Origin of the sequence: Aeromicrobium sp. WCS2018Hpa-31 (assembly GCF_031843905.1) — a bacterium.
In the GTDB taxonomy this organism is placed as follows: Bacteria; Actinomycetota; Actinomycetes; order Propionibacteriales; family Nocardioidaceae; genus Aeromicrobium.
The window spans coordinates 322847-345354 of sequence record NZ_JAVTJF010000003.1 but is presented as its reverse complement, the minus strand read 5'-3'; the positions used below and the strand labels follow the sequence as shown (position 1 = coordinate 345354).

The following is a 22508-nucleotide window of genomic DNA, read 5'->3' as shown; positions in this document are numbered from 1 at the left end:
CACCGATGGTCTCGATACGCAGGAGCACCACTCGTTCCTCGCCGCTCCCACTACTCGACCAGCATCACGTCGAACCACGAGCCCCCGAACCCAGCGATCGAGTAGCCCGACCCGCGAGGAACGAACAGCTCCGACGATCGAGTAGTCCGACCCGCGAGGAACGAGCAGGGGCGGACGTATCGAGATCAGATCTCCACTCGTCGACTCACTCCCGCCATGGGGTCGCGTCGCGGTGCATGAAGTCCTTGCGGCCCAAGGTCGAGATGAGGTCCCAGTCACCCTTGATCAGCGCCTCACGCTTTGCACGCGACCACCCCTGGACGCGCTTCTCCGCGGCGAACGCGTCGCTTACTCGGGCGAAGGCGTGGGCATAGACCAGCTCGACCGGCCGTCGGCGCCTGGTGTACTCCGAGCCGTCACCGGCCCGGTGCTGGTGGAGCCGGGCGTCGAGGTTGCGGGTGCTGCCGACGTAGTAGCTGCCGTCCGAGCACCTGAGGATGTAGAGGTAGGCCATGTGGTCAGTGCAACGGTACTGGCGTTCGACGTCGACCGACGGTCCACAGGCCAGCTCGTGGTCTCGATACGCAGCCACGACGCTCGTTCCTCTCGCGCGGCCGCTACTCGACCAGCGGAAGCTCGCGATGGTGCGGCCCTGCGGGCACACGCCCTGCGACGGCGGTGCAACACCGGGCGTTGCATGATGGGCGTGACCCGCGTCATACGCTCTGGAGGCCCTCGTGATCGTCCCGTTCAGCATCCGCGACTTCCTCGACCGCGCCGTCACGGTCTACCCCGACCGGGTGGCGGTCGTCGACGAGCCCGACCAGCCTGCGGCGTCATGGGGTGAGCTGACGTACGCCGAGGTGATGCGGCTCGCGCAGGCGCAGGCCGCGCGGCTCGACGAGCTCGACGTCCCGGTGGGTGGTCGCGTGGCGATGGTGTCGCAGAACGCCGCCCGGCTGTACACGTCGTTCTTCGGCGTCTCGGGCTGGGGACGCGTGTTCGTGCCGGTGAACTTCCGTCTCGCACCGGCGGAGGTCGAGTACATCGTCCAGCACAGCGGTGCCGAGGTCGTGATCCTCGACCCGGGCCTGGAGCACCTGCGCGACGCCTGCTCCGCGGCCAAGCACGTGTTCATGGTCGGCGAGGACGACGAGGCGGTCTGGGGCTGGAGCCCCGCCCCCGGCGGGGGTGCCGGGCAGCGGGCGGCGGAAGGTACCGGGCAGCGGCCGGAGCACGGCGCCGAGCCCCGCGCGTGGGAGCCCGACGAGAACGCCACCGCCACGATCAACTACACGTCGGGCACCACGGCACGGCCCAAGGGCGTGCAGCAGACGCACCGCGCCCTCTGGACGAACGCCACCGTGTTCGGCTGGCAGGCCTCCGTCAGCGACCGCGACGTCTACCTCCACACGCTGCCGATGTTCCACTGCAACGGATGGGGCCAGGTGTACGGCGTCACCGGCATGGGCGCCAAGCACGTGGTGCTCCGCCAGGTCGACGGCGCCGAGATCCTGCGCCGCATCGAGGACCACCAGGTCACCTACCTGTGCTGCGCCCCCGCCGTGCTCTCCGCGGTGCTCGACGCCCTGAAGGACTGGGACGGTCCCACGGGGCGCGACCGCGTGCGCTGCGTGGTGGCCGGCGCTCCGCCACCCACCCGCACGATCGAGCGCGTGCGCGAGGAGCTGGGCTGGGAGTTCATCCAGATCTACGGCCTCACCGAGACCGCGCCACTGCTCACGATGAGCCGGATGCGCGAGGAGTGGGACGACCTCGATCCCACCGAGCAGGCCCGCAACCTCGGTCGCGCCGGTGCCCCCGCGCTGTCGACGTCGATCCGCGTCGACGACTCCGGCGAGCTGCTCGCCCGCAGCAACACCGTGCTGGAGGGCTACTGGGAGAACCCCGACGCCTCCGCGGAGTCGCTCGCCGGCGGGTGGTTCCACACCGGTGACGGCGGCGCGTTCGAGGACGGCTACGTGACGATCGCCGACCGCAAGAAGGACGTCATCATCTCCGGCGGCGAGAACGTCTCCTCGATCGAGGTCGAGGACGCCCTCGCCTCCCACCCCGCCGTGCGTGAGGTGGCCGTGATCGGCATCCCCGACGAGAAGTGGGGCGAGCTGGTGACCGCCCTGGTGGTGGTCGATCCCGACGCCGACGTCGACGAGGCCGGACTCATCGCCCACACGCGCGAGCACCTGGCCGGCTACAAGTGCCCCAAGCGCATCGAGTTCCGCGAGGAGCTGGCCCGCACCGCCACCGGCAAGCTGCAGAAGTTCAAGCTGCGAGCCGAGTTCTGGGAGGGTCAGGAACGCCAGGTCAACTGACGTCCGGCGGACCGCCGGCCGCGAGCCGGCGCAGGTCCACCGGGCCCCATGCCTGCTCGACCCACAGTCCGACGAACACCGCCCGCACGAGCGCGACCGTGGCTCCGGCCAGCCGGTCGAACTCGCCGTCCTCGACGTCGCCGAACGTCAGGGTGATGAGCACGTCATCGATGGCGCCGATGATGCGCAGTGCCGTCTCCTCGTCGAGGTCGACCATCCCGGTGCGGTCACCGCCACCTGCGAGCCGCTGCAGCATCGCGGCGTAGCGGTGCTTCATCTCACGACGCAGCGCCACGGCATCGGCTCCCAGACCGTAGAGGTCGACCAGGTGCGCCCGGGCGAGCAACGGCCGATCATGCACGTTCTTCAAGAAGACCCGCAGAGCAACCTCGGCGCCCGCGAGCCGGTCCGGAGCCGCCAGGACCTCCTGCTCCAGCTCCAGCACCCACCGAGCGTGGAACCGGTCGGCGTGGTCCATGAGGCACGCCGCCTTGTGCGGGTAGACCTCGTAGAAGGCTCGCTTGGACATGCCGGCCGAGGCCACGATGTCGGCCACGGCGATCTCGCCGAAGGGCCGCCGGGCGAGCACGTCCTCGAGACCGGCGAGGATCCGTTGCCTGATGTCGGCCGTCCTCGCGAGGCTCGCGTCCTGGTCCTGCACCGTTCCCCCACCCGCTCTTCCTGGAAGTCCGCTTGACATCGGTACACGCGCGTACCATCCTGGGTACGCAAGCGTACCAAGAGTTCGCCCCGACGTGCGTGGCGTGCGACTCGAGTCCAGGGGCGAGTCGCGCGCCGGCCGGTTCGGTGAATTCTTCTCGTTCGCCGGACTGGCACCAAACTTGCGCATAGGCTCCTCACGCCCGCCGATCGTCGGGCACCACCCGACATCCAGGGGCCCCCTTGTCCAGCTCGTCGCGTCCTGCCCTGCACCTGTTCGGCCGCATCGGGGTGACCGCGGTCGCCGCGTTCGCCACCGTCGCCACCTCCGCGCCAGCGGCCCTGGCCGCCGAGGGCGACCTGGCCCCGGAGACCTCCGAGCCGACGTCGACCGACGCGCCCACAGATGTCGAGATCGCCCCGGTCGAGCAGGACGACGCCCCGGCCGAGGAGACCCCCTCCGAGGAGCAGACCGCCGAGGAGACCCCCGCCGAGCAGTCGGCCGAGGAGCAGCCCGCGGCGTCGGCCGACGAGCAGGCCGAGGACGTCGACCCCGCTCCCACGGACGAACCGTCGGCCGCGGAGGAGGTGGAGTACGGCGCGCAGTCCTTCACCGTCACCTTCACCCTCGACCCCGACGGCTACCACAAGCCCCAGACCGGCCGGGGTGCCGACATCGGGATCTACGAGGGCGACGTCTACCTGCGCACCCTCTCGTGCCTTGTCTACCTCGACGCGGCCGACGCCGGCAAGAAGGCCACCTGCCTCGCCGACGACGGCTCGAGCACGTTCGAGCTGGGCCCCGGCGAGCGGGCGGAGGTCACCGGGTACGAGGACGATGGAACGTCGCGCACGATGACCGTCGAACCCTGCCCGGCCGCCGAGTGCTCCGCCGAGCCCACGTCGGTCGACTTCCTGGTCCAGGGACCGGCGCCCATCGCTCAGAACCGCTCCCTGCAGGCTCGCCCCGGCGAGCCGGTGACGCTCGACGTGTTGTCCTTCGACAACACCGGCGACCCCGACACCGTGGTGACCGTCTCCCAGCCCGGCCACGGCTCGGTGCGCGTGACCGACGACGAGCTCCAGCGCCTGGTCTACACGGCGGCGGAGGACTACTCCGGGCCCGACTCCTTCGCCTACACGCTGACCAACACCAACGGCAGCAGCACGGGCGAGGTGACGATCGCGGTGTCCGAGGACGCGGTGACGCCGGACTTCGGCACGCGCAAGTACCGCATCGGCACCCAGGTCGCGAGCGGCGCCTTCGTCCCGGAGGGCACCACCACCGTGGGCAGCACGATCACCATCACCACCTACCCCGCCGGCGGTGGCGCACCCGAGGTCGAGACGTGCACGACCTCGACCGGCTCGACCGGACCGTTCATCCCGACCGACGGGCCGTTCTTCCCGCCGTTCGAGCTCGCCGCGGTGGCCGAGGGCCCCACCGGCCTCAGCTCGTGCCCGGGCGACATCACCGGAATCGGGTCGTTCCTGCGCCTCTACACCGCTCCTGCCGGGGCCCGCGTCGAGATCACGCAGTCGGCCGTCCCCGACGGCCAGGCGCTGCTGCCCGACCCGCGCACGGTCGTCATCGAGCCGTGCGACCTGAACCTGACGCCCAGCTGCGGCACCGAGGAGGTGACGTTCACGGCGACCGGCTCCATCCTGCCGGTGACGCGCCCCGACACGGCCACCGCCGAGCAGGGCGGCCCCGCCATCGAGGTGGACGTCCTGGCCAACGACGACAGCGAGGACCCGGACACCGGTCTCGAGGTCACCCCGCTGCCCGAGGGCCGCGGCACGGTCGAGGTCGTGGGCGCGGCCGAGACGCCCGTGCCCGAGCCGACCGACGGCGTCGGCACCCTGGCCGTCCCCTCCGCCGGCACGCTGCGCCTGCGCTACACCCCGCCGACGGGATTCAGTGGGACGGTGCCGGTGCAGTACGCCGTGACGAACTCCAACGGGTCCACGACGGGCACCCTGACGATCACCGTCGAGGCGACCGAGCCGGTCGACCCCGGACCCGTCGACCCGGGCCCCGTCGACCCGGACCCCGTCGACCCCGATCCCGTCGATCCCGGCACCGACGGTGGCGACACCGGCAGTGGCGACACCGACGGTGGCGACGTCGCACCGGCCGCGGCAGCTCGCGACGACGCGAGCAGCACGACCGCCTCACGGACCGGCGTGCTGCCGCGCACCGGAGGACCCGATGCGGCCCTCGCGCCCCTGGGTGCCCTGCTGGTCGCCGCCGGTGCCGCCGCACTGACCCGGGCCCGCCGCCGACCTGCCGCCTCGCGTGGCCACTGAGGGGCCGCCACCGGGAGAGCCGGCGTGGCCGTACTGGTACGTCCGTGCCCTCGGTCCGGGCTCTGCGCCGCTGTGGTCCGCCGTGCTGCAGTCGGGGCGGCACGGCGACGGGACGCGCCTCGCGCTGCCGGAGGACGAGGCGCTCGCCGAGATCGAGGGTGAGCCGCTCGTCGCGAGGGCCCAGCACGGTCCCGCCGGGACGGTCGAAGCCATCGAGGTCACCGCGGAGGCCGCACCCAAGGCACCTCCGCTGTGGTTCGCCGAGCTTCCTGAGCCGAGCAGCAAGCCGCCCGCCACGGTCCTGCTCGCCTTCACCGGCCACGGCGTCCCACCCGGCGGCCTCCTCGACCGACAGGCTCTCCGCCGAGTCGACGTGACGAGCGAGGACCAGCTCGGGGCCTACCGCTGGTACCCGTCGTCGGGCTTCGTCGACCAGATCTACGTGACCCCTCGGTGGCGGCGCCGCAGCATCGGGACGGCTCTCGTCGCCGCCGCCTCGAGCCTGGTGCTCGCACGCGAGTGGCCGCGCATGTGGAGCGACGGCCAGCGGACGGCGGACGGCGACCGGATGCGGGCCGCCTCGCGCTGGACCGACCGGACGGACGATCTCACCCACCTGATGCCGCCGATGACCCCGTTCGACGAACGCTGACGGCGGCGGCCGCACGCCCTGCTGCGCGTGGGGGCCTGTGGTCGGCCGCGCTCAGACGACGAGACGCAGTCGTCGCGACGACCGGCCGACCGTGAGCCGCTGGCCGAACGACAGCGTCACTGCATCGGCCTCGATGCCGTCGCCGAAGCACACCAGCGCGTCCGACTCGACCGTGACGACGAGCGATCCCTCCGCCTCGAGGACACCCTCGGTCACCGTGACCCCCGTGGCCGGCGACGGCCACGCCTCCCGGACGAACCAGCACAGCCTGGCGTCGGTCGCCGACGGCAGGTCGAGCGGGCTGCGGCGCTCCTCCCACGCCGAGCGCAGCCAGCCGGTGGCCCCCGTCCCGGTGCCGACGAGGATGCCCGACGACGACTGCCGCTCCACCTGGTCGCCGCACTGCAGCACGTAGCGCGCCGACTGGTGGCCTGCGTGCCCGACGAACACCTCGTTGAGGGCCGAGATCATCTGTCCGTCGTCGGTCCGGGCCTGCACCATCGTGCGTTCCTGGACCTGCCGGTCCGCGCGCGCGAGGGCCGCCAGCACGGTCACGACGTCCTCGGGCCGGTGCGGGACGAGGACGCCAGGGTTCCAGGCGGGTTCGGGGTTGACGCCCACGACCGGCTGCCCGTCGAGGTACTTGGCCGCGTTCGCCACGAGCCCGTCCTGGCCGACGGCGACCACCACGTCCTCGGGGCCGAAGACGAACCGGTCGAGCTCGCCGCGCTCCACCTCCGCACGCCGCCAGTGCAGCGGGATGGCCGCCGAGACGGCCGAGCGCGCCCGGGCGAGGGCCTCGTGGCGGTGCTCCACCTCGACGATGTCGCGGTCGCGGGAGGCCAGGAAGAAGGCCGCCTGCTCCCGCGTGGCGTGACGTGCCACGAGCTCGTCGAGCTCGGACCGCCGGTGGACGACGACGGCCCTGGGCCGCAGCGTCACGCCGGACCGGGCTCCTCGGCCGCCGCCCGGTCGTCACCGTCGCGGTCACCGAGCCGGTCCAGCAGCGGCGCGAGCAGCTCGGGCGTGACGGTCAGGTGGGTGAGCGGCGGCAAGTTGCCCGCGAGCTCACGCGCGGCGATCGCGAGGATCCGACCCTGGTCGATCTGCGCGTACGACGCGAACGCGGCGGACTCCGCCTCGGCGCGCGCCTCGCCCACGGTGCGCTCCTGGTCGGCCTCGGCACGGGCGAGGACGCCCTGGCGCTCGGCCTGGGCGGCCGCCGTGATGCGGTCGGACTCGGCCTGCTCGGTGGCGCGCCTGCGCTCGTTCTGCCCGCGCTGGGCCACGAGCTCCTCCTCGCGGCGGGCCAGCTCGATCTGGTTGGTCAGCTCGTTCTCGGCGATCGCGCGTTCCTTCTCCACCGCCATGGCGCGCCGCTCGAAGGTGGCTCGGTCGGCCTGCTGCTGCACCGCCTCGCGGGTGGGCGTCTGGAGGGCGCGCTCGAGGTCGGCCTCCGCACGGATGGCGACGACGCGGACGTCGGTGACCGCCAGGCCGCGCTCGACCAGGCGCTGGTCGCCGGCCAGCTCGTCGGCCACGCGCTGACGCACCGGGGAGATGCCGTGCGAGAGCGCGTCGGTCAGCGAGGTGCTCGCCAGGTGGTCGAGCGCCGGCTGCTGCGCCAGCTCGGTGAGCAGACCGCCCAGGCGCTCGAGGGGGCGCGCGTTCCAGGCACCGGTGCGCGGATCGATGCCGAAGTCGATGCGGGTCGCGGCCACGGCCGGGTCGACCACGCGGTAGGTCACCGTCGCCTGCACCGAGACCACCTGGAAGTCACTGGTCCGGGCGGTGAACTGCAGCGCCTGCTCGCGGTCGTCGAGCGGCACCTCGGCGAGCGCGGCGGTGCTCGGACGGAACCAGAAGGAGATGCCGGCTCCGGACTTCGTCGGTCGTCCCCCGCTCAGCTTGAGCACGAACGACGTCGGGTCCGACCTCAGGTGGTTCAGGAACGGACGTCGGGTGATGTCGGCCATGGGTGCCCCTCGCTGTCGGCTCGACTCGGCGCGCCCAGTCTGCCGCACCCGGTCCTGGGCGATGCTCCCGGTTCAGAGAGGGCGCAGGCTGGTGACCTGCCAGGACCCGGAGTCCGACCTCTTCGCCGTGACGGCGAGCTGGGCGGCCGACACGTTCGCCTGGTCCTCGCCGGCCCGGCGGCTCGACTGGTCGACGTAGACGAGCAGGCTCGCCCGGTCCCCCTCGAGCTCGGTGACCCCGGCGGCGCTGACCTTGGCGGTGAGCACCAGCTTCTGCCCCGGCGCCTGCTTCTGCAGGGCGGCGAAGAGCGTCTCGTACTCGCTGCGCGCCTTGCCCGCGAGCATGGTCCTCGCCGACTCCTCCGTCGGCGTCGGGTCGGCGTGGTCGTAGGTGAGCACCCGCTCGAGCGCGACCGCGACCTGCGACTGGACCTCCGTCGTGCCCTTCTCGTCGACGAGGGCGGCGTTGTCCCCCGCCGGGCCCGACGTCAGGTCGACGTACTGCCACCACCCGACACCGCCCGCCACGAGCGCGAGGACGGCCACGGCGACCACGACGACCCGCTGCGCGCCCCTCATGAGACGTCCACCGCGAGCTGCTGGAGGTCGCTGACCTTCCACGTGCCGCCGGAGCGCTGGAGCGTGGCGGTGAAGCGGTTGCGCTTGACGACCGGCTCGGCGTCGACGTCCGCGCCGTCGCGGACGGTGGTCTCGACCGACGCGATGACCTCGGCGGTGGCACCGTCGACGTCGAGCACCGCTGCCTCCACCACGCGACCCTTCGAGATCTTGCGCTGGTCGGCGAGCAGCTCACGGTCCTTGGCGTCCAGCCCGGCGAACTGGTCGTGGAGCGTGCCGGTGGTGACGGCCTTCCAGCCGTCGAGGCCGGCCTGGACGTCGCGGTAGTCGAGGCTGTTGAGAATGGCGACGTCGCTCGTGGTCGCGATCAGCACCGCGTCCCGCGTGCGCGCCAGCTGCAGGTCCTCGCTGTGCGCGGCGGTCCACCACGCCACCGACCCGCTCAGGGCGACGACCAGGCCCAGCGCCACCAGCACCCAGCCGAGGACCCACGGCTCCCGCTTCTGCGTCCCCGGTGCCGGCGGGCCGACCTCGTCCGGCGGCACGGCGTCGTCCGTCATCGACTGCTCCCCCACGTCCTCGCGCTCGGCGAGCGCGTCCTTCGTGATCATCGTGCACCACCCATCAGGTCGGACAGCGAGTCGGCCATGCGGACGTCGGCCGTGACGGCCGGGCCGTCGGGTGCGGTCGCCACCGACGCCAGGCGTCGGGGCGTGCCCTTCGGTCCGCGGACGTTGGAGGCCTTCGCCGACGAGCGGCAGCCGGCCTGCAGGTTGAAGGAGGAGCCACCCGACGTCTGCGACCCCGGCCGCGGCGTGGTGCCCCCGTAGCCCGTGGTGCACGGCAGCGGCGAGAAGTACGACTGCGAGAGCGCGAGGTTGATCCCCCGCGAGCCGGTGACCGTCCACCCGATGCTGAACGCCTTGGGTGCGGTCACCAGCGCGTCCTGGACGCCCCCGGCGTTGATCCCGAACACCTGCGCGGGGGTCACCAGGTTGGCGAGCACGACTCCGAGCGGTCGGCCGACCTCCTGGAACAGCACGTCGATCTCGCGAGCCGCGGCGGGCGTGTTGTCGATGAGCCGACGCAGGTCCCCGTCGGAGGACTCGAGCGTGGAGGCGATGGTGGCGAGGTCCGCGCTGAACGAGCGGATGCTCTGCGACGACGCCTCCTGCGTGCGGAGCACCCGGTCGGAGTTCTCGATCAGGCCCCGCGTGGCGACGAAGTTCCGGTCGGCCGCCGCCTGGAACTCCTGCGAGCTCTCGAGCAGCGAGCCGAAGTCGAGCGCGACGCCCTGGGAGGCGTCGTAGCCCTCGTCGATCACCGACGTCAGCGCCTCCTCGGGCACCGAGGACACGAACTTCTCCCCGGACCGCAGCACCCGGTCGATGCCCGGAGGCTGGGACTCCTCGCCCGCCGACAGCCGGTCGCCGTCCGCCAGGGCGGCTCCCCCTGTGGTCCCGCCCTGCAGGTCCACGTACTGCTCGCCGATGGCGGAGCGGTTGACGACCTTGGGTGCGGCGTCGGCCGGGATCCGCGGGGCGTCGCCGTCGATGGACATCGTGATGCGCACGCCCTCGTCGGTGGCCTCGAGGCTGTCGACGCGGCCGACAGGCACCCCTCGGTAGGTGACCTGGCCGTTCTCGAAGGCACCTCCTGCGGAGGGCAGGGCCGCCGTCACGGTGTAGCCGGTGGAGAACGGGTTGATGCCCACGTACGTGGCGCCGAGGTAGGAGGTGGCGACCAGCCCGAGGACCACGAAGGCCACGATCTGGGCTCTGATGCGTCCGGTCAGCATCACTGCTCACCCTCTCGAGGAGTCGTGGTCGGATCGACCGAGGGCGACGGGGAGGGCGACGGGCTCGGCGAGCCGTCGGGGGTGGGCACCGTGGCGCTCGGCACGGGGATCGTCGGTGCGGGTGACCCCGGGGCCGGGGACGACGTGGGCGGCAGCAGGCTCGGCGGCACGTCCTGCTCGTCCTCGGCCCCCTCGAGCCGCTCCTCCAGCAACGCCTTCGGATCGAGTCCCTTGCGACGCACGCCGCTCATCGGGTCGTCCGGGTAGTTCGGGTCCTCGACCTGCGCCCAGGCGCACCCCGCCGCCTCGCATCCCGCGGGCAGGGTCCGGAAGTTCGTCTCGATGAAGGCGTTCACGTAGTCGCCCTCGATGGCCCCCATGACCGAGTCCGGGAAGGGGTACGTCAGCAGGATCTCGAGCGACTCCGGGAGGTCGCGCCCGGCACGTGCCAGGTTCTCCAGGATCGGGTCGAGCGCCTTCAGGTCGGCGACGATGTCGTCCTGCGAGGCGTCCAGCGTCTTGACCGTCACCGTCGAGAGCCGGTCGAGGGCCGACAGCATGGCCACGAGGTCCTCGCGCTGGTCGACGAGCACCTGCATGCCGGGCGACAGTCCCTCGAGGGCCGAGACGATCTTGTCCTGGTCGGCCTCCAGGTTCTCCGACAACCGGGCGAGCCCGTCGATGGCCGCGGTGATCGACTCCTTGCGGTCGTCGAGCGTGGTGACGAACGTGTCCATCTCCCGGAGGAACCCCCTGATCTCCTCCGGACGACCCGTCGACACCTCCTGCAGCTCGCGCGAGATCTCCTGGAACTGGCCGATGCCGCCACCGTTCAGCACCATCGACAGCGACCCGAGCACCTGCTCGACCTCCGCCGCCTGGGACGTGTCGGCCAGACCGAGCCGGGTCCCGTCGGCGATCGGCTGGCCGGCCTGGGGCGTCTGCGGCCGGACCAGGGCGACGTACTTCTCACCGAGCAGCGACGTCTGCTGCAGACGGGCGACCGTGCCGGCCGGAAGCTGCGCGTCGCGGTTGACGAGCAGCGTCACCCGGGCGCTGCGTCCGTCCGGGTTGAGCCGGATGCGGTCGACGCGGCCGACCGCCACGTCGTCGACCTTGACGCTGGACTGGGGCACGAGGTCGAGCACGTCGTCGAAGTCGGCCGTGATGCGGATCGGCTCGGAGCCGACGTCGACGCCGCCGGGCAGCGGCGTGTCGTAGACCCCGCCGCCGAGCACGCCACAGCCGGACAGCGCGGCGAGACCGGCCACCACCGCGGCCACCAGCAGGCGCCTCATCGGCCCTCCCCTCATCGGTTCACCTCCGGGAGCAGGGCGGGTGCGTCGCCGCCGTCCTTCCAGATCGAGGCCTCGTTGAGGTTGCCGCGACCGGTGAGCGCCTTGAGGTCCGGGTCGTACGCCCGCAGGAAGTTCTGCAGGACGAGCGGGACCAGCCGGACGGTCTCCTCCAACGCCTCGCGCTGGTTGACGAGCACCCGGGTCGGACCCTGCAGGTTCTCGACGCTGGTCCTCAGCGCGCCGCGGTTGTCGCGGATGAAGTCGTCGACCAGGGCGAGCGCCTCACCGAGGTTGTCGATCGCTCCTGCCAGGTCCCCGCTGCTGTCGGCCAGGTAGTCGTTGACCTCGGCGAACTGCCGGTTCACGTCGGCCACGGCGTCGTCGTTCTCCACGAGCATGTCGTTGAACTCCCTGACGTTCGAGATCGTGGCGAACAGGTCGTCGCTGGAGTCCGCGAGGGTTCCCGAGGCGTCGCCGAAGTCGCCGATCAGCTGGTTGATCTTGACGCCCTGGCCCCGCAGGTTGCGGTCGGCCACGTCGAGGAAGCGCGACAGCGCGCCGTCGCGGTTGGCGCCGTCGGGACCGAGCTTCTCGCTCACGTCGGTGAGGCTCGCGTAGAGGTCGTCGATCTCGACCGGCACCGCGGTGCGCTCCATCGGCAGCACGGCGCCGTCCTCCAGCGTCGGGCCGCTCGTGTGCGGCTTCGTCAGCTGCACGAAGCGGTCGGACACGAGCGTCGGCGCGACGATGACCGCGGCCGTGTCGGCGGCTGCGGCCTGGCCCGGGTCGAGGCGCATGGTCACGGTCACGCCGGCGGGGCCGGGCGCGACGTCGGTGACCGTGCCGACGGGCACGCCGAGCATCTGCACGTCGGAGCCGGCGTAGAGACCCACGCTGGACTCGAAGACGGCCTGCACGGTGGTGCGGTCGCGCGCAGCGGTCGCGCGCCAGCCGACGACCGCCACGACGGCGAGCGCGGCCACGAGGGCGATGACGAGGGTCCGGCGTCTCACTGGCCCCCTCCCTTCTTCGGTGCGCAGTCACGGGCGACGTCGTTGCGCAGCTCGGGTGCGCCGCTGGCGTCGAACAGTCCGCAGATGTAGGCGTCGACCCACGGGCCGTTGCCGGTAGCCGACGCGAGCGTGCGGTAGTACGGACCGAGGCGCCGCAAGGAGGCCTCGAGCTTGCTCTGGTTGGCCTGGAGGATCTCGGCCACGTCGTCGAGCTTGGCGAGGGCCGGCCGCAGCTGCTCCTCGTTGTCGCGCACCAAACCGGTGAGCTGGGTGCCCAGCCGCTCGGTGCCGTCGAGCAGCGCCTGCACCGTCTCGCGACGGGACGCGAGCTCCTCGAGCAGGCTGCTGCCGTCCTGCAGGAGCTTCGCGAACTCGGCGTTGCGGTCCTTGAGGGTGCCGCTGACCTCACGCGTGGAGGCCAGCAGCGCGGCGAGCTCGTCGTCGCGCTTGGCCACGACGCGCGAGAGGTCGGTCAGCCCGGCGACGGACTCGCGCACCGCCTTCGGCGTGTCCTCGAAGGTGTCGGACAGGACCTCGAGGCTGGTCTCGAGCTGGTCGGTGTCGATCTCGCCGATCGTGTCGGAGAGGTCGGAGAACGCCGCGTTGACGTCGTACGGCGTGCTCGTGCGCTGCAACGGGATGGGCCCGTCGATCTCGCCGGCCCCGAGCGGGTCGACGGCCAGGAACTTCTGGCCCAGCGTGGTCTTGACCTTGATCGCCGCCCGCGACTGCGGTCCGACCCGCACGTCCTTGGCGCGGAAGGTCACGACCACCGTGTCGCCGTCGAGCTCCAGCCCCGTCACCTCGCCGACCTTGACCCCGGCCACGCGGACCTCGTTGCCCGGCTTGAGCCCACCGGCCTCGGCGAACTGCGCCTGGTAGGTGCTTCCGCCGCCGATGATCGGCAGGGCCTGGGCGTTGAAGGCGAGCAGGAAGACGATGGCCATGGTCAGCAGCCCGACGACGGCGATCACGACGCGGTTGCGCTCCGCGAACGCCGTCGGGAAGCGGGGAGCCTTGCGTGTCCGGGTCATGCGGTGCACCTCTTCGCGACGGGCTGGGCACCGAGGTCGCCGAAGTAGCCCTCGGGACGCGGGATGACACCCGTGATCTCGCACTCGTAGAAGTTGATCCAGGACCCGTACGACGCCGTGCGTCCGATGCGGTCGAGCTTGCCCGGCAGCGTGTCGAAGAAGCGGTTCAGCACGTCCTCGGCGTCGGCCAGCTCCCCGGACAGCGAGCCGAGCGAGGCGATGGAGTCCTTGAGCGGGCGGCGGCCCTCCTCCAGGAGGTCGGCGACGCTGCTCGTGAGCCGGCCCATGCCGTCGAGGGTGTCGCCGATGGTCTCGCGGTCCTCGGCGAGACCCGAGACGAGCTGCTGCAGCGTGATGATGGTCCGGTCGAGCTCGTCGGACCGCCCGTTCACCGTGGTGAGCACCGACGTGAGGTTGTCGATCAGCTCGCCGATGACCTGGTCCTTCTCGGCCAGGGTCGACGTGAGGCTGGCTGTGCTGGAGAGCAGCCCCTCGACGGTGGCGCCCTCGCCCTGGAACACGGCGATGATCTGCCCGCTGAGGGCGTTGACGTCCTTGGGGTCGAGGAACTGCATGAGCGGCTGGAAGCCGTTGAACAGCATGGTCAGGTCGAGGGCCGGCCGCGTCTCCTCCAGGCCGAACGTGTGACCGGTCGGCAGCGTGTCGGTGTCCGCGACCTCCGGCGGCTCGAGCGAGATGTACCGCTGCCCGACGAGGTTGCGGAAGCGCAGCTGGGCGGTGGTCCCTCGGGGCAGCCGCACGGCGTCCTGGACGGTGAACTCGACCCCGGCCACGCGGTTGTCGTGCACGGCCACCTCGGTCACCGTGCCGACCTTCACCCCGGCCATGCGGATGTCGTCGCCGCGGTTCAGGCTCGTGGCGTCGGAGAACAGCGCCGTGTAGCTGCTCGACGAGCCGGGCGTCGAGTTGCGGATGGTCCCGGCCAGCGCCACGGTCGCGAGCACGGTGACGACCGTGAACACCAGGCTCTTGAGGACGAGCGTCTTCATCGCAGCTCCACCTTCGTGCCGCGCAGCGTCGGACCGACGAGCAGGCTCGCCCAGCGCGGGTAGTCCTGGGGGCTCATGCCCTGGCTCGGCGCGACCAGCTCGGCGATGAGCTGGTTCTCGGCCGGTGAGTTCGCCTCGCCCAGGCCCGCCGACGCGACCGCGGACCCGCGCGGGTCGTAGGCGGGCGGCTGGATCGCCTCGGGCTCGGACGCGGTGGTCGCGGACGACGCCCGCGCGGCGGCTCCGGTGGGGACGTAGGGGCACGACGGCTTGCCGCCGCCGCTGAACGAGGGGGTGTCGCGCCCGGGCTGGTAGCCGCTGCGCGGCGGGCTGACGTTCAGCACCACCTTCAGACCGGGCTGGTCCGTGCCCTTGCCGAGCACCCGGTCCATCCGCGGGATGAACTGACGCGCCGACCGCAGCAGGCACGGGAACGTGCGGGCGTAGGGTGCCGCGGCCTCGAGCGCCTTGCGACTGTCCTCGGCCAGGATCTCGATGGTGCTCGCGTTGCCGGCCACCCAGCCACGGCTCTCGTCGGCCGACGCGATGACCCGCTCGTACACCTCGGTGAGCGCCTGGCCCTTGGCCACGAGGGTGCCCGAGGTGGTCGTGAGGTCGTCGAGCGCCGTGAGCAGGTCGGGAGCGGCGTCGGCATAGGTCTCGGCCACGGTGCCGAGCCGGTCGAGGTCCTCGGCCAGCAGCGGCACGCTCGGCTGCAGCCGCTGCACGTACTCGCCCCACGCCTGCAGCGTGTCGCCCAGCTCGCCACCGCGGCCGCGCAGCATCGTCGCGAGCTCGTTGAGGGTGGACTGCAGCTTCTCGGGCTGGATGGACTGCAGCAGCGGGAGCAGCTCGTCGAGCACCTTCTGCAGCTCGATCGCCTCCGCCGACGCGTCCTGCTCGATGACCGCACCCGCCTGCAGGTGGCCGCCGGCCGGGGCCGTGGTCTGCAGCTCGACGTAGCGCTCGCCGAACAACGTCTTGGGCAGCAGCCGGCCTGTGGTGTCGGGCGCCAGCCGCTCCAGGACCTCGGGCTGGAGCGCGAGCGTGAGGACGGCTCCGTCGTCGGCCGTGGTGATCTTCGAGACCTCGCCCACCGGGACGCCGTGCAGCTTCACGTCCGATCCCTTCTGCAGGGCGTTGCCGATCGCGTCGGTGCGCAGCTCCACGTCGGAGCTCGGCACGAACGCCCTGTTGTAGGCGAGCACCGCGCCCCCGACGAGCGCCACGACGACGAGCCCGTAGCCCAGGCCGAGCAGCACGTCGACCCAGCGCGGAGCGCCCCGGCGCGCGCTCATCCGGCGATCCGCACGGTCGTGGTGGTGCCCCACAGGGCCATCGACAGGACGAGGTCGAGCACCGCGACGGTGACGATGCTGCGGCGCACGGCCGTGCCGACCGCGATGCCGACGCCGGCAGGCCCGCCCTGCGCCATGAACCCGAGCCGGCAGTGGATGAGGATGATGAGGACGGCGAAGACCAGCACCTTGGCGAACGACAGCAGGATGTCGATCGGCGGCAGGAACAGCGAGAAGTAGTGGTCGTACGTGCCGGCCGACTGCCCGTACAGGTGGACGGTGACCATCCGGGCGCCGAAGTACGACGTGAGCAGGCCGATCACGTACAGCGGGATGATCGCGACGAAGCCGGCGACCACGCGGGTGGTGACGAGGTAGGGCACGCTCGGCACCGCCATGACCGTGAGGGCGTCGACCTCCTCGTTGATCTTCATGGCACCCAGCTGCGCGGTGAAGCCCGAGCCGACCGTGGCCGACAGCGCGAGCGCGGCCACGAGCGGCGCGATCTCGCGGGTGTTGAAGTAGGCGGAGATGAAGCCGTTCAGGGCCGACGTGCCGATCTGGTCGAGGGCCGCGTAGCCCTGCATGCCGACCACGCTGCCGACGAAGAGCGTCATGCCGAGCATCACGCCGATGGTGCCGCCGATGACCGCGAGAGCCCCCGAGCCGAAGCTGACCTCCGACAGCAGCCGGAGGATGTCGCGCGGGTAGCGCCGGACGGTGGCCGGGATCCAGGCCAGCACGCGTCCGTAGAAGCGCAGCTCGGCGCCGGCCGCGGCGACGGCGTCGATCGGCCGGTCCCACCAGCGGGCGGGTCGGTCGTCGATGCCGAGCTCCTCGGGCGTCGGCTCGGGCCGGGGCGTGCGCCCTCCGGCTCCGGGCCCCTGGGGCGGTGCGACCGTCATGTCAGGCTCCCTTGCCCGGGACGAGCTGCAGGTACAGCGTGGTGATCACGAAGTTGACGAAGAACAGCAGCAGGAACGTGATGACCACCGACTGGTTCACCGAGTCGCCCACGCCCTTCGGGCCGGGAGCGGTGTTGAGCCCCCGGTGGCAGGCCACGATGCCGGCAATGAAGCCGAACACCACGGCCTTGAGCTCGCCGACCCACAGGTCCGAGATCTGCGCCAGTGCCGTGAAGCTGGACAGGTAGGCGCCGGGCGTGCCGCCCTGCACCATGACGTTGAAGACGTAGCCGCCGACGACGCCGACCACCGACACCAGGCCGTTGAGCAGGATGGCGGCACCGATGCAGGCGAGCACGCGCGGCACCACGAGGCGTTGCACGGGGTTCACGCCGATCACCCGCATCGCGTCGATCTCGTCGCGGATGCGGCGCGAGCCGAGGTCGGCGCAGATGGCTGCACCACCCGCCCCGGCGATCACGAGGCTCGTGACGATCGGAGCCGCCTGCTGGACGACCGCGAGCACGCTCGCCGCACCCGTGAACGACTGGGCGCCGACCTGCACCGTGAGCGTGCCGAGCTGGAGGGCGATGACCGCCCCGAACGGGATCGCGACGAGGATCGCGGGGATCCACGAGACGCTCACGACGAACCAGAACTGCTCGAGCGCCTCGCGCGCGGCGAAGGGCCGGCGGAACGTGGCGCGGGTGGTGTCGAGGGCGAGGGCGAAGACGTCGCCCGTGGCGGTCAGCGACCGCGCGACGGCACCCGGCGTCGGGTTCGGCGGGACTCGGTGGGTGTCGTCGTCGTCGGCCACGTAGAGCGGTGCGTTGCCCGCGCTGACCCGCTCACGGTGACGCACGGAGCTGGGTCGAGCACCCCCCGAGCGGGGCTCGAGCTGGCGGGGCAGCACCTCGATCGCGCGGGCTCCGCCGTGGCGCAGGGGGCCACCCGTGCCGTAGTCCACCGGCTCGTCGAAGAGGTCGATCGTGCGGTGGTCGTTCTCCTCGCTCATGCCGATCGGACCCTCTGGGTCGCCGCTCATGAACTGGCTGACGACCGGGTGGTCGGTGAGCAGGAACTCCTCGCGCGGACCGAACATGACGAGCTCGCAGCGGTAGAGCATGCCGAGGTTGTCGGGCAGCGTGCGCGCCAGCTCGATGTTGTGGGTGACCACGAGCATCGTGGCGTCGGTGGCGGTGTTCACGTCCACGAGCAGCTGGGCGAGGTTGGAGGTGCGCACCGGGTCGAGGCCGGAGTCGGGCTCGTCGATGAGGATGATCTCGGGGTCGGTCACGAGCGCGCGGGCCAGGCCGGCCCGCTTCTTCATGCCGCCGGAGATCTCGCCGGGCACCTTGTGCTCGGTACCGAGCAGGCCCACCATGTCGAGCCGGTCGAGGACGACCTGGCGGATCTCCTCCTCGCTCATGCGGGTGTGCTCGCGCAGCGGGAAGGCGACGTTGTCGTACACGTTCATCGAGCCGAAGAGCGCACCGTCCTGGAACAGCACGCCGAACTTCTTGCGCAGCTCGAGGCGGTGGCCCTCCTTGACCGACACCATGTCGACGCCGTCGATCAGCACCTCGCCGCGCTCGGGGTCCACGATGCCCATGAGGGACTTGAGGAAGACGGACTTGCCGGTTCCCGAGGGCCCGAGCAGCGCGGTGATCTCCCCCGGCGGCAACGTGAGGGTGACGTCGTGCCAGATGTTCTGGCGCCCGAAGGACTTGGTCAGTCCCCGCACCTCGACGCTTCCGCCCATGCTCTTCGCCCCTCCGTCGTCCTGCAGGCCCGACGCATCCTGGGTGCGTCACGACCGTGGCCGACCGTAGGTGTGTCGCAGGCCACGCCGCCAGGCCCAGGGCCACAGAGAGTGCCTGCCGGTCATTTCTTGTCAGCCGCGTGACAACTTTCGGCGGGCCCGCGCGGCGGCGGCCCGCGAGACGTCGCGCCGCTACCGATGAGTCGCACCCTGGGAGCCGGGCACGAGCGCACGACCCGTGTCCGGAGCGCGCCCTAGCGTGGGCTGGACACCCCGTTCCGGGCGCAACGACGAAGGGACCCTGCATGGACGGTGACCACGCCCGACCCCGCTGGCTGCACGAGCCGTGCCCGTCCTGGTGCGCCTCGACGCACCGGGAGGACGACGCACCGGAGGATCGTCACCACGAGGGCACGCCCCACTACCTGCCCGTCGTGCTCGGCGTGCGGGAGCAGGGCAGTGCCCGACCGCGTCCGCTGGCCACCGACCTGCTGGTCGTGCGCACCCGGCGCTGCGGGGAGCCCGAGGAGTGGGTCTTCGTCGGCGAGCCCGACCAGCAGCGTCAGCACCTGGTGCTCGCCCCGGACAGTGCGCGACGGGTCGCGACGGCTCTCCAGGCCCAGCTCGACCGGTGACCGGAGGGACCGCCGGATGCTACTCATCGGTCTGTCGACCGATGAGTCGCACTGCGCCACGCTGCACGCGTGAGTCAGCCACTGCAGCAGATCCTCGGCCAACGCCTGCGCCGGCACCGTGAGTCCCTCGGCCTGAGCCAGGAGAAGTTCGCCGAGCAGCTCGGCTACCACCGCACCTACCTCGGATCGGTCGAGCGCGGCGAGCGGAACCTGACGCTCGTCAGCCTCGAGCACCTGGCCGCGCGCCTCGACGTCGACCCGTTGGACCTGCTGCGCCCCTGACCGGCTCCCCGACCCGCGCAGGAAGTTGTTACCCGCGTCACAAGTTCCCGATCGATTCCGTGCCGTCGGTACGTCCAGCCTGGACGCGCCCCGCACCCGATCGTTGACTGTGCTCGAGGGAACGTCCGCGCGGCCTCGGGCTCGCGGCACGAGCAAGGGGGAGACACATGACTGCAGTGGCACACGAGCGCGACGCCCGTCCGACGGAGTCCGGCCGGGACCGCCAGCTGCTGCGGGAGGTCCTGGGCCTACCGCAGATCGACGCCGCGGTCGTGGCCGGCTACCGACCGCGCTCGGTGGAGCTGACCCGACGCATCGTCAGCCGCATCCGGGAGGAGGTCGCAGGGTTCTCGGCCGACGCCGATCCCGTGATCCACAAGGGCATCGACGAGGCGATCACCCGCGCGGTGGCCGTCTTCGTCGACACCGTCGCCGGAGCGCCCACCTACGGCACCGAGATCTACACCTTCTACCGCTGGCTCGGCAGCTACCAGGCGGCGGCCGGCCTCAACCTCGACGCGATGCGCGCCGCCCACCACATCGCCACCCAGGAGTCGTGGACGGACGTGCGGCTCGCGGCCACGGCGCTCGGGCAGTCGGCCGAGGTCGTGGGGGCGCTCGGCGACGGCCTCATCGCGTACCAGAAGGCGCTGTTCGAGCACGCCTTCACGGGGTTCGTGGAGACGAGGGCCCGCGCGACTCAGGCGCGCGAGCAGGGTCGCGCGGCCATGCTCGTGGCCCTGCTCGACGGCACAGGTCCCGACGGCCTGCGCGAGGTCGCGGACCGATGTTCCTGGGTCCTGCCCGAGCAGGTCGTGGTGGCCGTGACCGCTCACGACACCGTGTCGACGTCGTTGGTCTCGGCGTGCCAGGAGGCGCTGTCGGGCGTGCGCCAGGACCGCCTCATCGTGGTGGCCGATCCCGCCACCACGACGCGTCTGGCCCGGACGCTGGCCGATCGCACCGGGCACGACGTCTCGCTCTCGTGGGCGGTGGCGCCCGACGAGGTGCACCGCGCCGTCCGCTGGACGAGCCGCGGGCTGTCGCTGCTCGAGGACGGCGTGATCGAGCCGCCGGCCGACCACGTGCTCGACTGCGAGCAGCACCAGTCACGCCTGTGCGAGCACGCCGACCCGACCCTGCGGCGGCTCGCCGACGAGAAGGTGCTCGCCCCACTGCTGGGCCAGTCGCCGAAGCGTCGCATCGCGCTGGCCGAGACGATGCTGCTGTGGCTGCAGACCCGCGACAGCGCCCCGGCCCTCGCGGCCCGGTTGGGCGTGCACGACCAGACGGTCCGGCACCGCCTGCGCCGGCTGCACGCGCTCTTCGGCTCGCGCCTGGACGAGCCGACCCAGACCCTCGCCCTGCTGTCGGCCCTGGAGTCGAGCATCGTGGCGTGGCGGCGCGCGGTGTAGCTGCTGAGTGCATCTCCAGCGCGCGAGGTGGCGCGAGCCCCGGAGGCTGTCGTCTCGGCAGATCGGATGGCGTTCCCGGGCTCGCGCCACCTTCATGATACCGATCGGTAGCGGCCTGGGAAGGGCTTCGTCCCCAGGCCGCCCCGCGTCCTCGTCAGCTGATGTTGATCGCACCGTCGGGTGAGGTGAGCTGGAGGTTCATGGTCAGGTTCATCGCCTGGCCGTTCTGCACCCACCCGAGGCATCCTCGGACCTTCGACACCGTGAGGTTGCCGGTGAACCCGGTCTCCTCGATGGCGAGGCGCTGCGTTCCCTCGTCGAAAGTGAACCGTGCCGAACCGGTCACGGTGTACTCGCAGACCGCGTACGACGACACGATCGTGACGTCGTCGAGGCGGCCGCGCACCTGGTCGGTGGAGCCGGACGTGGCTGATCCCGTCACATGCAGTGTCGCTGGTGCCGTCAGCCTCGTGTTCATGGCGCCGAGGGGCCACGTGCATCCCTGGAACGACATGGCTCGAACGGTGAGGACATCGGTGACGCCCGTCCCGCCATGCACCTCGGAGACCGGACTCGACGGGATCTTCGCACTGGTACAGCCCCACGCGAGCGCAGGCGCCGCCCACGAGACGGACCCCTGAGTCGTCGCGCTGAACGGGTGAGCACTGGGAGCACTGGTGCCTCCGACGGCGACTGTCACGCTGTTCCCCGTCGCTCCGGCCGGGCCGACGCCGACGGCCAGGCACAGGGCTGCGGCGGTGCCGGCGAGGAGCCGGCGCACAGTGATGTTCCTCATGGTTCTCCTTCGATGCGTGGGCGATGCACGTCGGCCCCGCGCCCAGGGGGACGCGGGGCCGACGAGGTCAGGGCGTCACTCCGCGACGACGCCGTTCGTCACGGTGATGTCGACGGTGTTGCCGGAACCGGGCACGAGGCTGTTGATCAGCGGCGTGTTGATGCCGCAGTTCTCGAACTTGCCGATCGTGTAGGTGCCGACGAGCTCACCGCCGTTGATGAGGTCGAAGCCCTCGTCCGGACGCGTGCCGACCGGGATGGACACGGGCGCCTTCGTCTTGCACTTGCTGCCCGCGAAGGTCGGGAACCCGGCGACCTTGATGTCCGACAGCTTCACGTAGTAGGTCGCCGTGGAGCTCACCTGGGCCTGCGTCTGGGTCAGGTTGATGTGGCCGGTGAGTGGGGCCGCCTCGATGAAGTCGACCTTGGCCTTCACCGGGAGGAAGCCGGCGATCTTGAACTCCGTCGACGTGCCCGGCAGCGGCAGCGATCCGGTGAAGTCGCCGGTGTCGATGTCGAGGTCGGTGCGCAGCGTGGTGGGGCCGAGGGCGACGTCGGAGTTCGTCTTGGCGATGTGGGAGGTGCCCTGGGCGTCGTAGGTGATCGTGACGATGGTGGCCGCGTGAGCCGCGACGGGGACGAGCGCGACGGCGGCGCCGGCAGCGGCCACGGCGGCGCGCTTGCGCCAGCGGGGCGCGAGGGTGATGGACATGGGTGCTCCTTGAGGACTGGTGGTGCGAGGGGTGGTCGTTC

22 protein-coding genes and 1 pseudogene are annotated in these 22508 nt (G+C 71.6%); 6 read left to right on the top strand and 17 right to left on the bottom strand.

What is annotated here, in order from left to right; all coding sequences use genetic code 11:
• Nucleotides 1–205 precede the first annotated feature (205 nt).
• A complete protein-coding gene (locus tag RQG84_RS05610; RefSeq protein ID WP_311209221.1) occupies nucleotides 206–514 on the bottom strand; it encodes a GIY-YIG nuclease family protein in 309 nt (102 codons plus the stop codon).
• A gap of 223 nt (nucleotides 515–737) precedes the next feature.
• On the opposite strand from RQG84_RS05610, the gene RQG84_RS05605 reads away from it, so the two are divergent.
• A complete protein-coding gene (locus RQG84_RS05605; RefSeq protein ID WP_311209220.1) occupies nucleotides 738–2333 on the top strand; it encodes an AMP-binding protein in 1596 nt (531 codons plus the stop codon).
• Here RQG84_RS05605 and RQG84_RS05600 read toward each other — a convergent pair.
• Entirely contained in the window at nucleotides 2326–2994 is a 669-nt protein-coding gene (locus RQG84_RS05600; RefSeq protein WP_311209219.1) for a TetR/AcrR family transcriptional regulator, read from the bottom strand. The two genes, RQG84_RS05605 and RQG84_RS05600, sit on opposite strands and share 8 nt — an antisense overlap.
• Nucleotides 2995–3236: 242 nt before the next feature.
• Between RQG84_RS05600 and RQG84_RS05595 the strand changes: the two genes are divergently transcribed.
• A complete protein-coding gene (locus RQG84_RS05595) occupies nucleotides 3237–5303 on the top strand; it encodes an Ig-like domain-containing protein (protein WP_311209218.1) in 2067 nt (688 codons plus the stop codon).
• The gene (locus RQG84_RS05590) at nucleotides 5293–5955 is read left to right on the top strand and encodes a GNAT family N-acetyltransferase (RefSeq protein ID WP_311209217.1); all 663 of its coding nucleotides are present in this window, start codon (nucleotides 5293–5295) and stop codon (nucleotides 5953–5955) included. The genes RQG84_RS05595 and RQG84_RS05590 overlap by 11 nt, the downstream gene beginning before the upstream one ends.
• A gap of 51 nt (nucleotides 5956–6006) precedes the next feature.
• Here the strand turns inward: RQG84_RS05590 and RQG84_RS05585 are convergent, their stop codons facing one another.
• The 13 genes and pseudogenes from RQG84_RS05585 to RQG84_RS05525 all read right to left on the bottom strand — a co-directional run.
• Nucleotides 6007–6897, bottom strand: a complete 891-nt coding sequence (locus RQG84_RS05585; protein ID WP_311209216.1) for a hypothetical protein — start codon at nucleotides 6895–6897, stop codon at nucleotides 6007–6009.
• The gene (locus RQG84_RS05580) at nucleotides 6894–7931 is read right to left on the bottom strand and encodes an SPFH domain-containing protein (protein WP_311209215.1); all 1038 of its coding nucleotides are present in this window, start codon (nucleotides 7929–7931) and stop codon (nucleotides 6894–6896) included. The genes RQG84_RS05585 and RQG84_RS05580 overlap by 4 nt, the downstream gene beginning before the upstream one ends.
• Before the next feature lie 72 nt (nucleotides 7932–8003).
• On the bottom strand, nucleotides 8004–8510 hold the full coding sequence (locus RQG84_RS05575) for a hypothetical protein (RefSeq protein WP_311209214.1): 507 nt from the start codon (nucleotides 8508–8510) through the stop codon (nucleotides 8004–8006).
• On the bottom strand, nucleotides 8507–9121 hold the full coding sequence (locus tag RQG84_RS05570; RefSeq protein WP_311209213.1) for a hypothetical protein: 615 nt from the start codon (nucleotides 9119–9121) through the stop codon (nucleotides 8507–8509). The genes RQG84_RS05575 and RQG84_RS05570 overlap by 4 nt, the downstream gene beginning before the upstream one ends.
• Entirely contained in the window at nucleotides 9118–10308 is a 1191-nt protein-coding gene (locus RQG84_RS05565; protein WP_311209212.1) for an MlaD family protein, read from the bottom strand. Before RQG84_RS05565 ends, RQG84_RS05570 begins: the two co-directional genes overlap by 4 nt.
• Entirely contained in the window at nucleotides 10308–11606 is a 1299-nt protein-coding gene (locus RQG84_RS05560) for an MCE family protein (protein ID WP_311209211.1), read from the bottom strand. Before RQG84_RS05560 ends, RQG84_RS05565 begins: the two co-directional genes overlap by 1 nt.
• An 11-nt stretch (nucleotides 11607–11617) precedes the next feature.
• A complete protein-coding gene (locus RQG84_RS05555; protein WP_311209210.1) occupies nucleotides 11618–12619 on the bottom strand; it encodes an MCE family protein in 1002 nt (333 codons plus the stop codon).
• On the bottom strand, nucleotides 12616–13653 hold the full coding sequence (locus tag RQG84_RS05550) for an MCE family protein (RefSeq protein WP_311209209.1): 1038 nt from the start codon (nucleotides 13651–13653) through the stop codon (nucleotides 12616–12618). Before RQG84_RS05550 ends, RQG84_RS05555 begins: the two co-directional genes overlap by 4 nt.
• Nucleotides 13650–14663, bottom strand: a complete 1014-nt coding sequence (locus RQG84_RS05545) for an MCE family protein (RefSeq protein WP_055962914.1) — start codon at nucleotides 14661–14663, stop codon at nucleotides 13650–13652. The genes RQG84_RS05550 and RQG84_RS05545 overlap by 4 nt, the downstream gene beginning before the upstream one ends.
• Complete coding sequence (locus RQG84_RS05540; RefSeq protein WP_311209208.1) at nucleotides 14660–15961, bottom strand: MCE family protein; 1302 nt, start codon at nucleotides 15959–15961, stop codon at nucleotides 14660–14662. The genes RQG84_RS05545 and RQG84_RS05540 overlap by 4 nt, the downstream gene beginning before the upstream one ends.
• Nucleotides 15958–16866, bottom strand: a complete 909-nt coding sequence (locus RQG84_RS05535) for an ABC transporter permease (protein ID WP_082480360.1) — start codon at nucleotides 16864–16866, stop codon at nucleotides 15958–15960. Before RQG84_RS05535 ends, RQG84_RS05540 begins: the two co-directional genes overlap by 4 nt.
• 1 nt (nucleotide 16867) lies before the next feature.
• Nucleotides 16868–17617 carry an ABC transporter permease gene (locus RQG84_RS05530; protein ID WP_082480430.1) on the bottom strand — a complete coding sequence of 250 codons (750 nt, stop codon included), beginning with the start codon at nucleotides 17615–17617 and terminating at the stop codon, nucleotides 16868–16870.
• 414 nt (nucleotides 17618–18031) lie between these two features.
• Nucleotides 18032–18628 (bottom strand): annotated as a pseudogene (locus tag RQG84_RS05525) (ABC transporter ATP-binding protein); the annotation flags it as partial.
• A 305-nt stretch (nucleotides 18629–18933) separates the two neighbouring features.
• Between RQG84_RS05525 and RQG84_RS05520 the strand changes: the two are divergent.
• The 3 genes from RQG84_RS05520 (at nucleotide 18934) to RQG84_RS05510 (ending at nucleotide 20960) form a co-directional block, all read left to right on the top strand.
• Nucleotides 18934–19263, top strand: coding sequence for a DUF6907 domain-containing protein (locus tag RQG84_RS05520; RefSeq protein WP_311209207.1), 330 nt, complete (start codon nucleotides 18934–18936; stop codon nucleotides 19261–19263).
• A gap of 69 nt (nucleotides 19264–19332) precedes the next feature.
• On the top strand, nucleotides 19333–19545 hold the full coding sequence (locus tag RQG84_RS05515; protein WP_055962904.1) for a helix-turn-helix domain-containing protein: 213 nt from the start codon (nucleotides 19333–19335) through the stop codon (nucleotides 19543–19545).
• Between the two features lie 167 nt (nucleotides 19546–19712).
• On the top strand, nucleotides 19713–20960 hold the full coding sequence (locus tag RQG84_RS05510) for a helix-turn-helix domain-containing protein (RefSeq protein ID WP_311209206.1): 1248 nt from the start codon (nucleotides 19713–19715) through the stop codon (nucleotides 20958–20960).
• 154 nt (nucleotides 20961–21114) lie between these two features.
• Here RQG84_RS05510 and RQG84_RS05505 read toward each other — a convergent pair whose 3' ends face one another.
• Together RQG84_RS05505 and RQG84_RS05500 are read right to left on the bottom strand one after the other, a co-directional pair.
• A complete protein-coding gene (locus tag RQG84_RS05505) occupies nucleotides 21115–21402 on the bottom strand; it encodes a hypothetical protein (RefSeq protein ID WP_311209205.1) in 288 nt (95 codons plus the stop codon).
• 429 nt (nucleotides 21403–21831) lie between these two features.
• The gene (locus RQG84_RS05500; RefSeq protein WP_055962894.1) at nucleotides 21832–22467 is read right to left on the bottom strand and encodes a hypothetical protein; all 636 of its coding nucleotides are present in this window, start codon (nucleotides 22465–22467) and stop codon (nucleotides 21832–21834) included.
• Nucleotides 22468–22508 lie beyond the last annotated feature (41 nt).

Bases quoted from the DNA above. Each gene is read 5' to 3' on its own strand.
- RQG84_RS05535 (WP_082480360.1), bottom strand. From the start codon at position 16,866: ATGACGGTCGCACCGCCCCAGGGGCCCGGAGCCGGAGGGCGCACGCCC.
- RQG84_RS05575 (WP_311209214.1), bottom strand. From the start codon at position 8,510: ATGAGGGGCGCGCAGCGGGTCGTCGTGGTCGCCGTGGCCGTCCTCGCG.
- RQG84_RS05500 (WP_055962894.1), bottom strand. From the start codon at position 22,467: ATGTCCATCACCCTCGCGCCCCGCTGGCGCAAGCGCGCCGCCGTGGCC.
- RQG84_RS05510 (WP_311209206.1), top strand. From the start codon at position 19,713: ATGACTGCAGTGGCACACGAGCGCGACGCCCGTCCGACGGAGTCCGGC.
- RQG84_RS05610 (WP_311209221.1), bottom strand. From the start codon at position 514: ATGGCCTACCTCTACATCCTCAGGTGCTCGGACGGCAGCTACTACGTC.
- RQG84_RS05560 (WP_311209211.1), bottom strand. From the start codon at position 11,606: ATGAGGCGCCTGCTGGTGGCCGCGGTGGTGGCCGGTCTCGCCGCGCTG.
- RQG84_RS05550 (WP_311209209.1), bottom strand. From the start codon at position 13,653: ATGACCCGGACACGCAAGGCTCCCCGCTTCCCGACGGCGTTCGCGGAG.
- RQG84_RS05540 (WP_311209208.1), bottom strand. From the start codon at position 15,961: ATGAGCGCGCGCCGGGGCGCTCCGCGCTGGGTCGACGTGCTGCTCGGC.
- RQG84_RS05545 (WP_055962914.1), bottom strand. From the start codon at position 14,663: ATGAAGACGCTCGTCCTCAAGAGCCTGGTGTTCACGGTCGTCACCGTG.
- RQG84_RS05570 (WP_311209213.1), bottom strand. From the start codon at position 9,121: ATGATCACGAAGGACGCGCTCGCCGAGCGCGAGGACGTGGGGGAGCAG.
- RQG84_RS05580 (WP_311209215.1), bottom strand. From the start codon at position 7,931: ATGGCCGACATCACCCGACGTCCGTTCCTGAACCACCTGAGGTCGGAC.
- RQG84_RS05520 (WP_311209207.1), top strand. From the start codon at position 18,934: ATGGACGGTGACCACGCCCGACCCCGCTGGCTGCACGAGCCGTGCCCG.
- RQG84_RS05565 (WP_311209212.1), bottom strand. From the start codon at position 10,308: ATGCTGACCGGACGCATCAGAGCCCAGATCGTGGCCTTCGTGGTCCTC.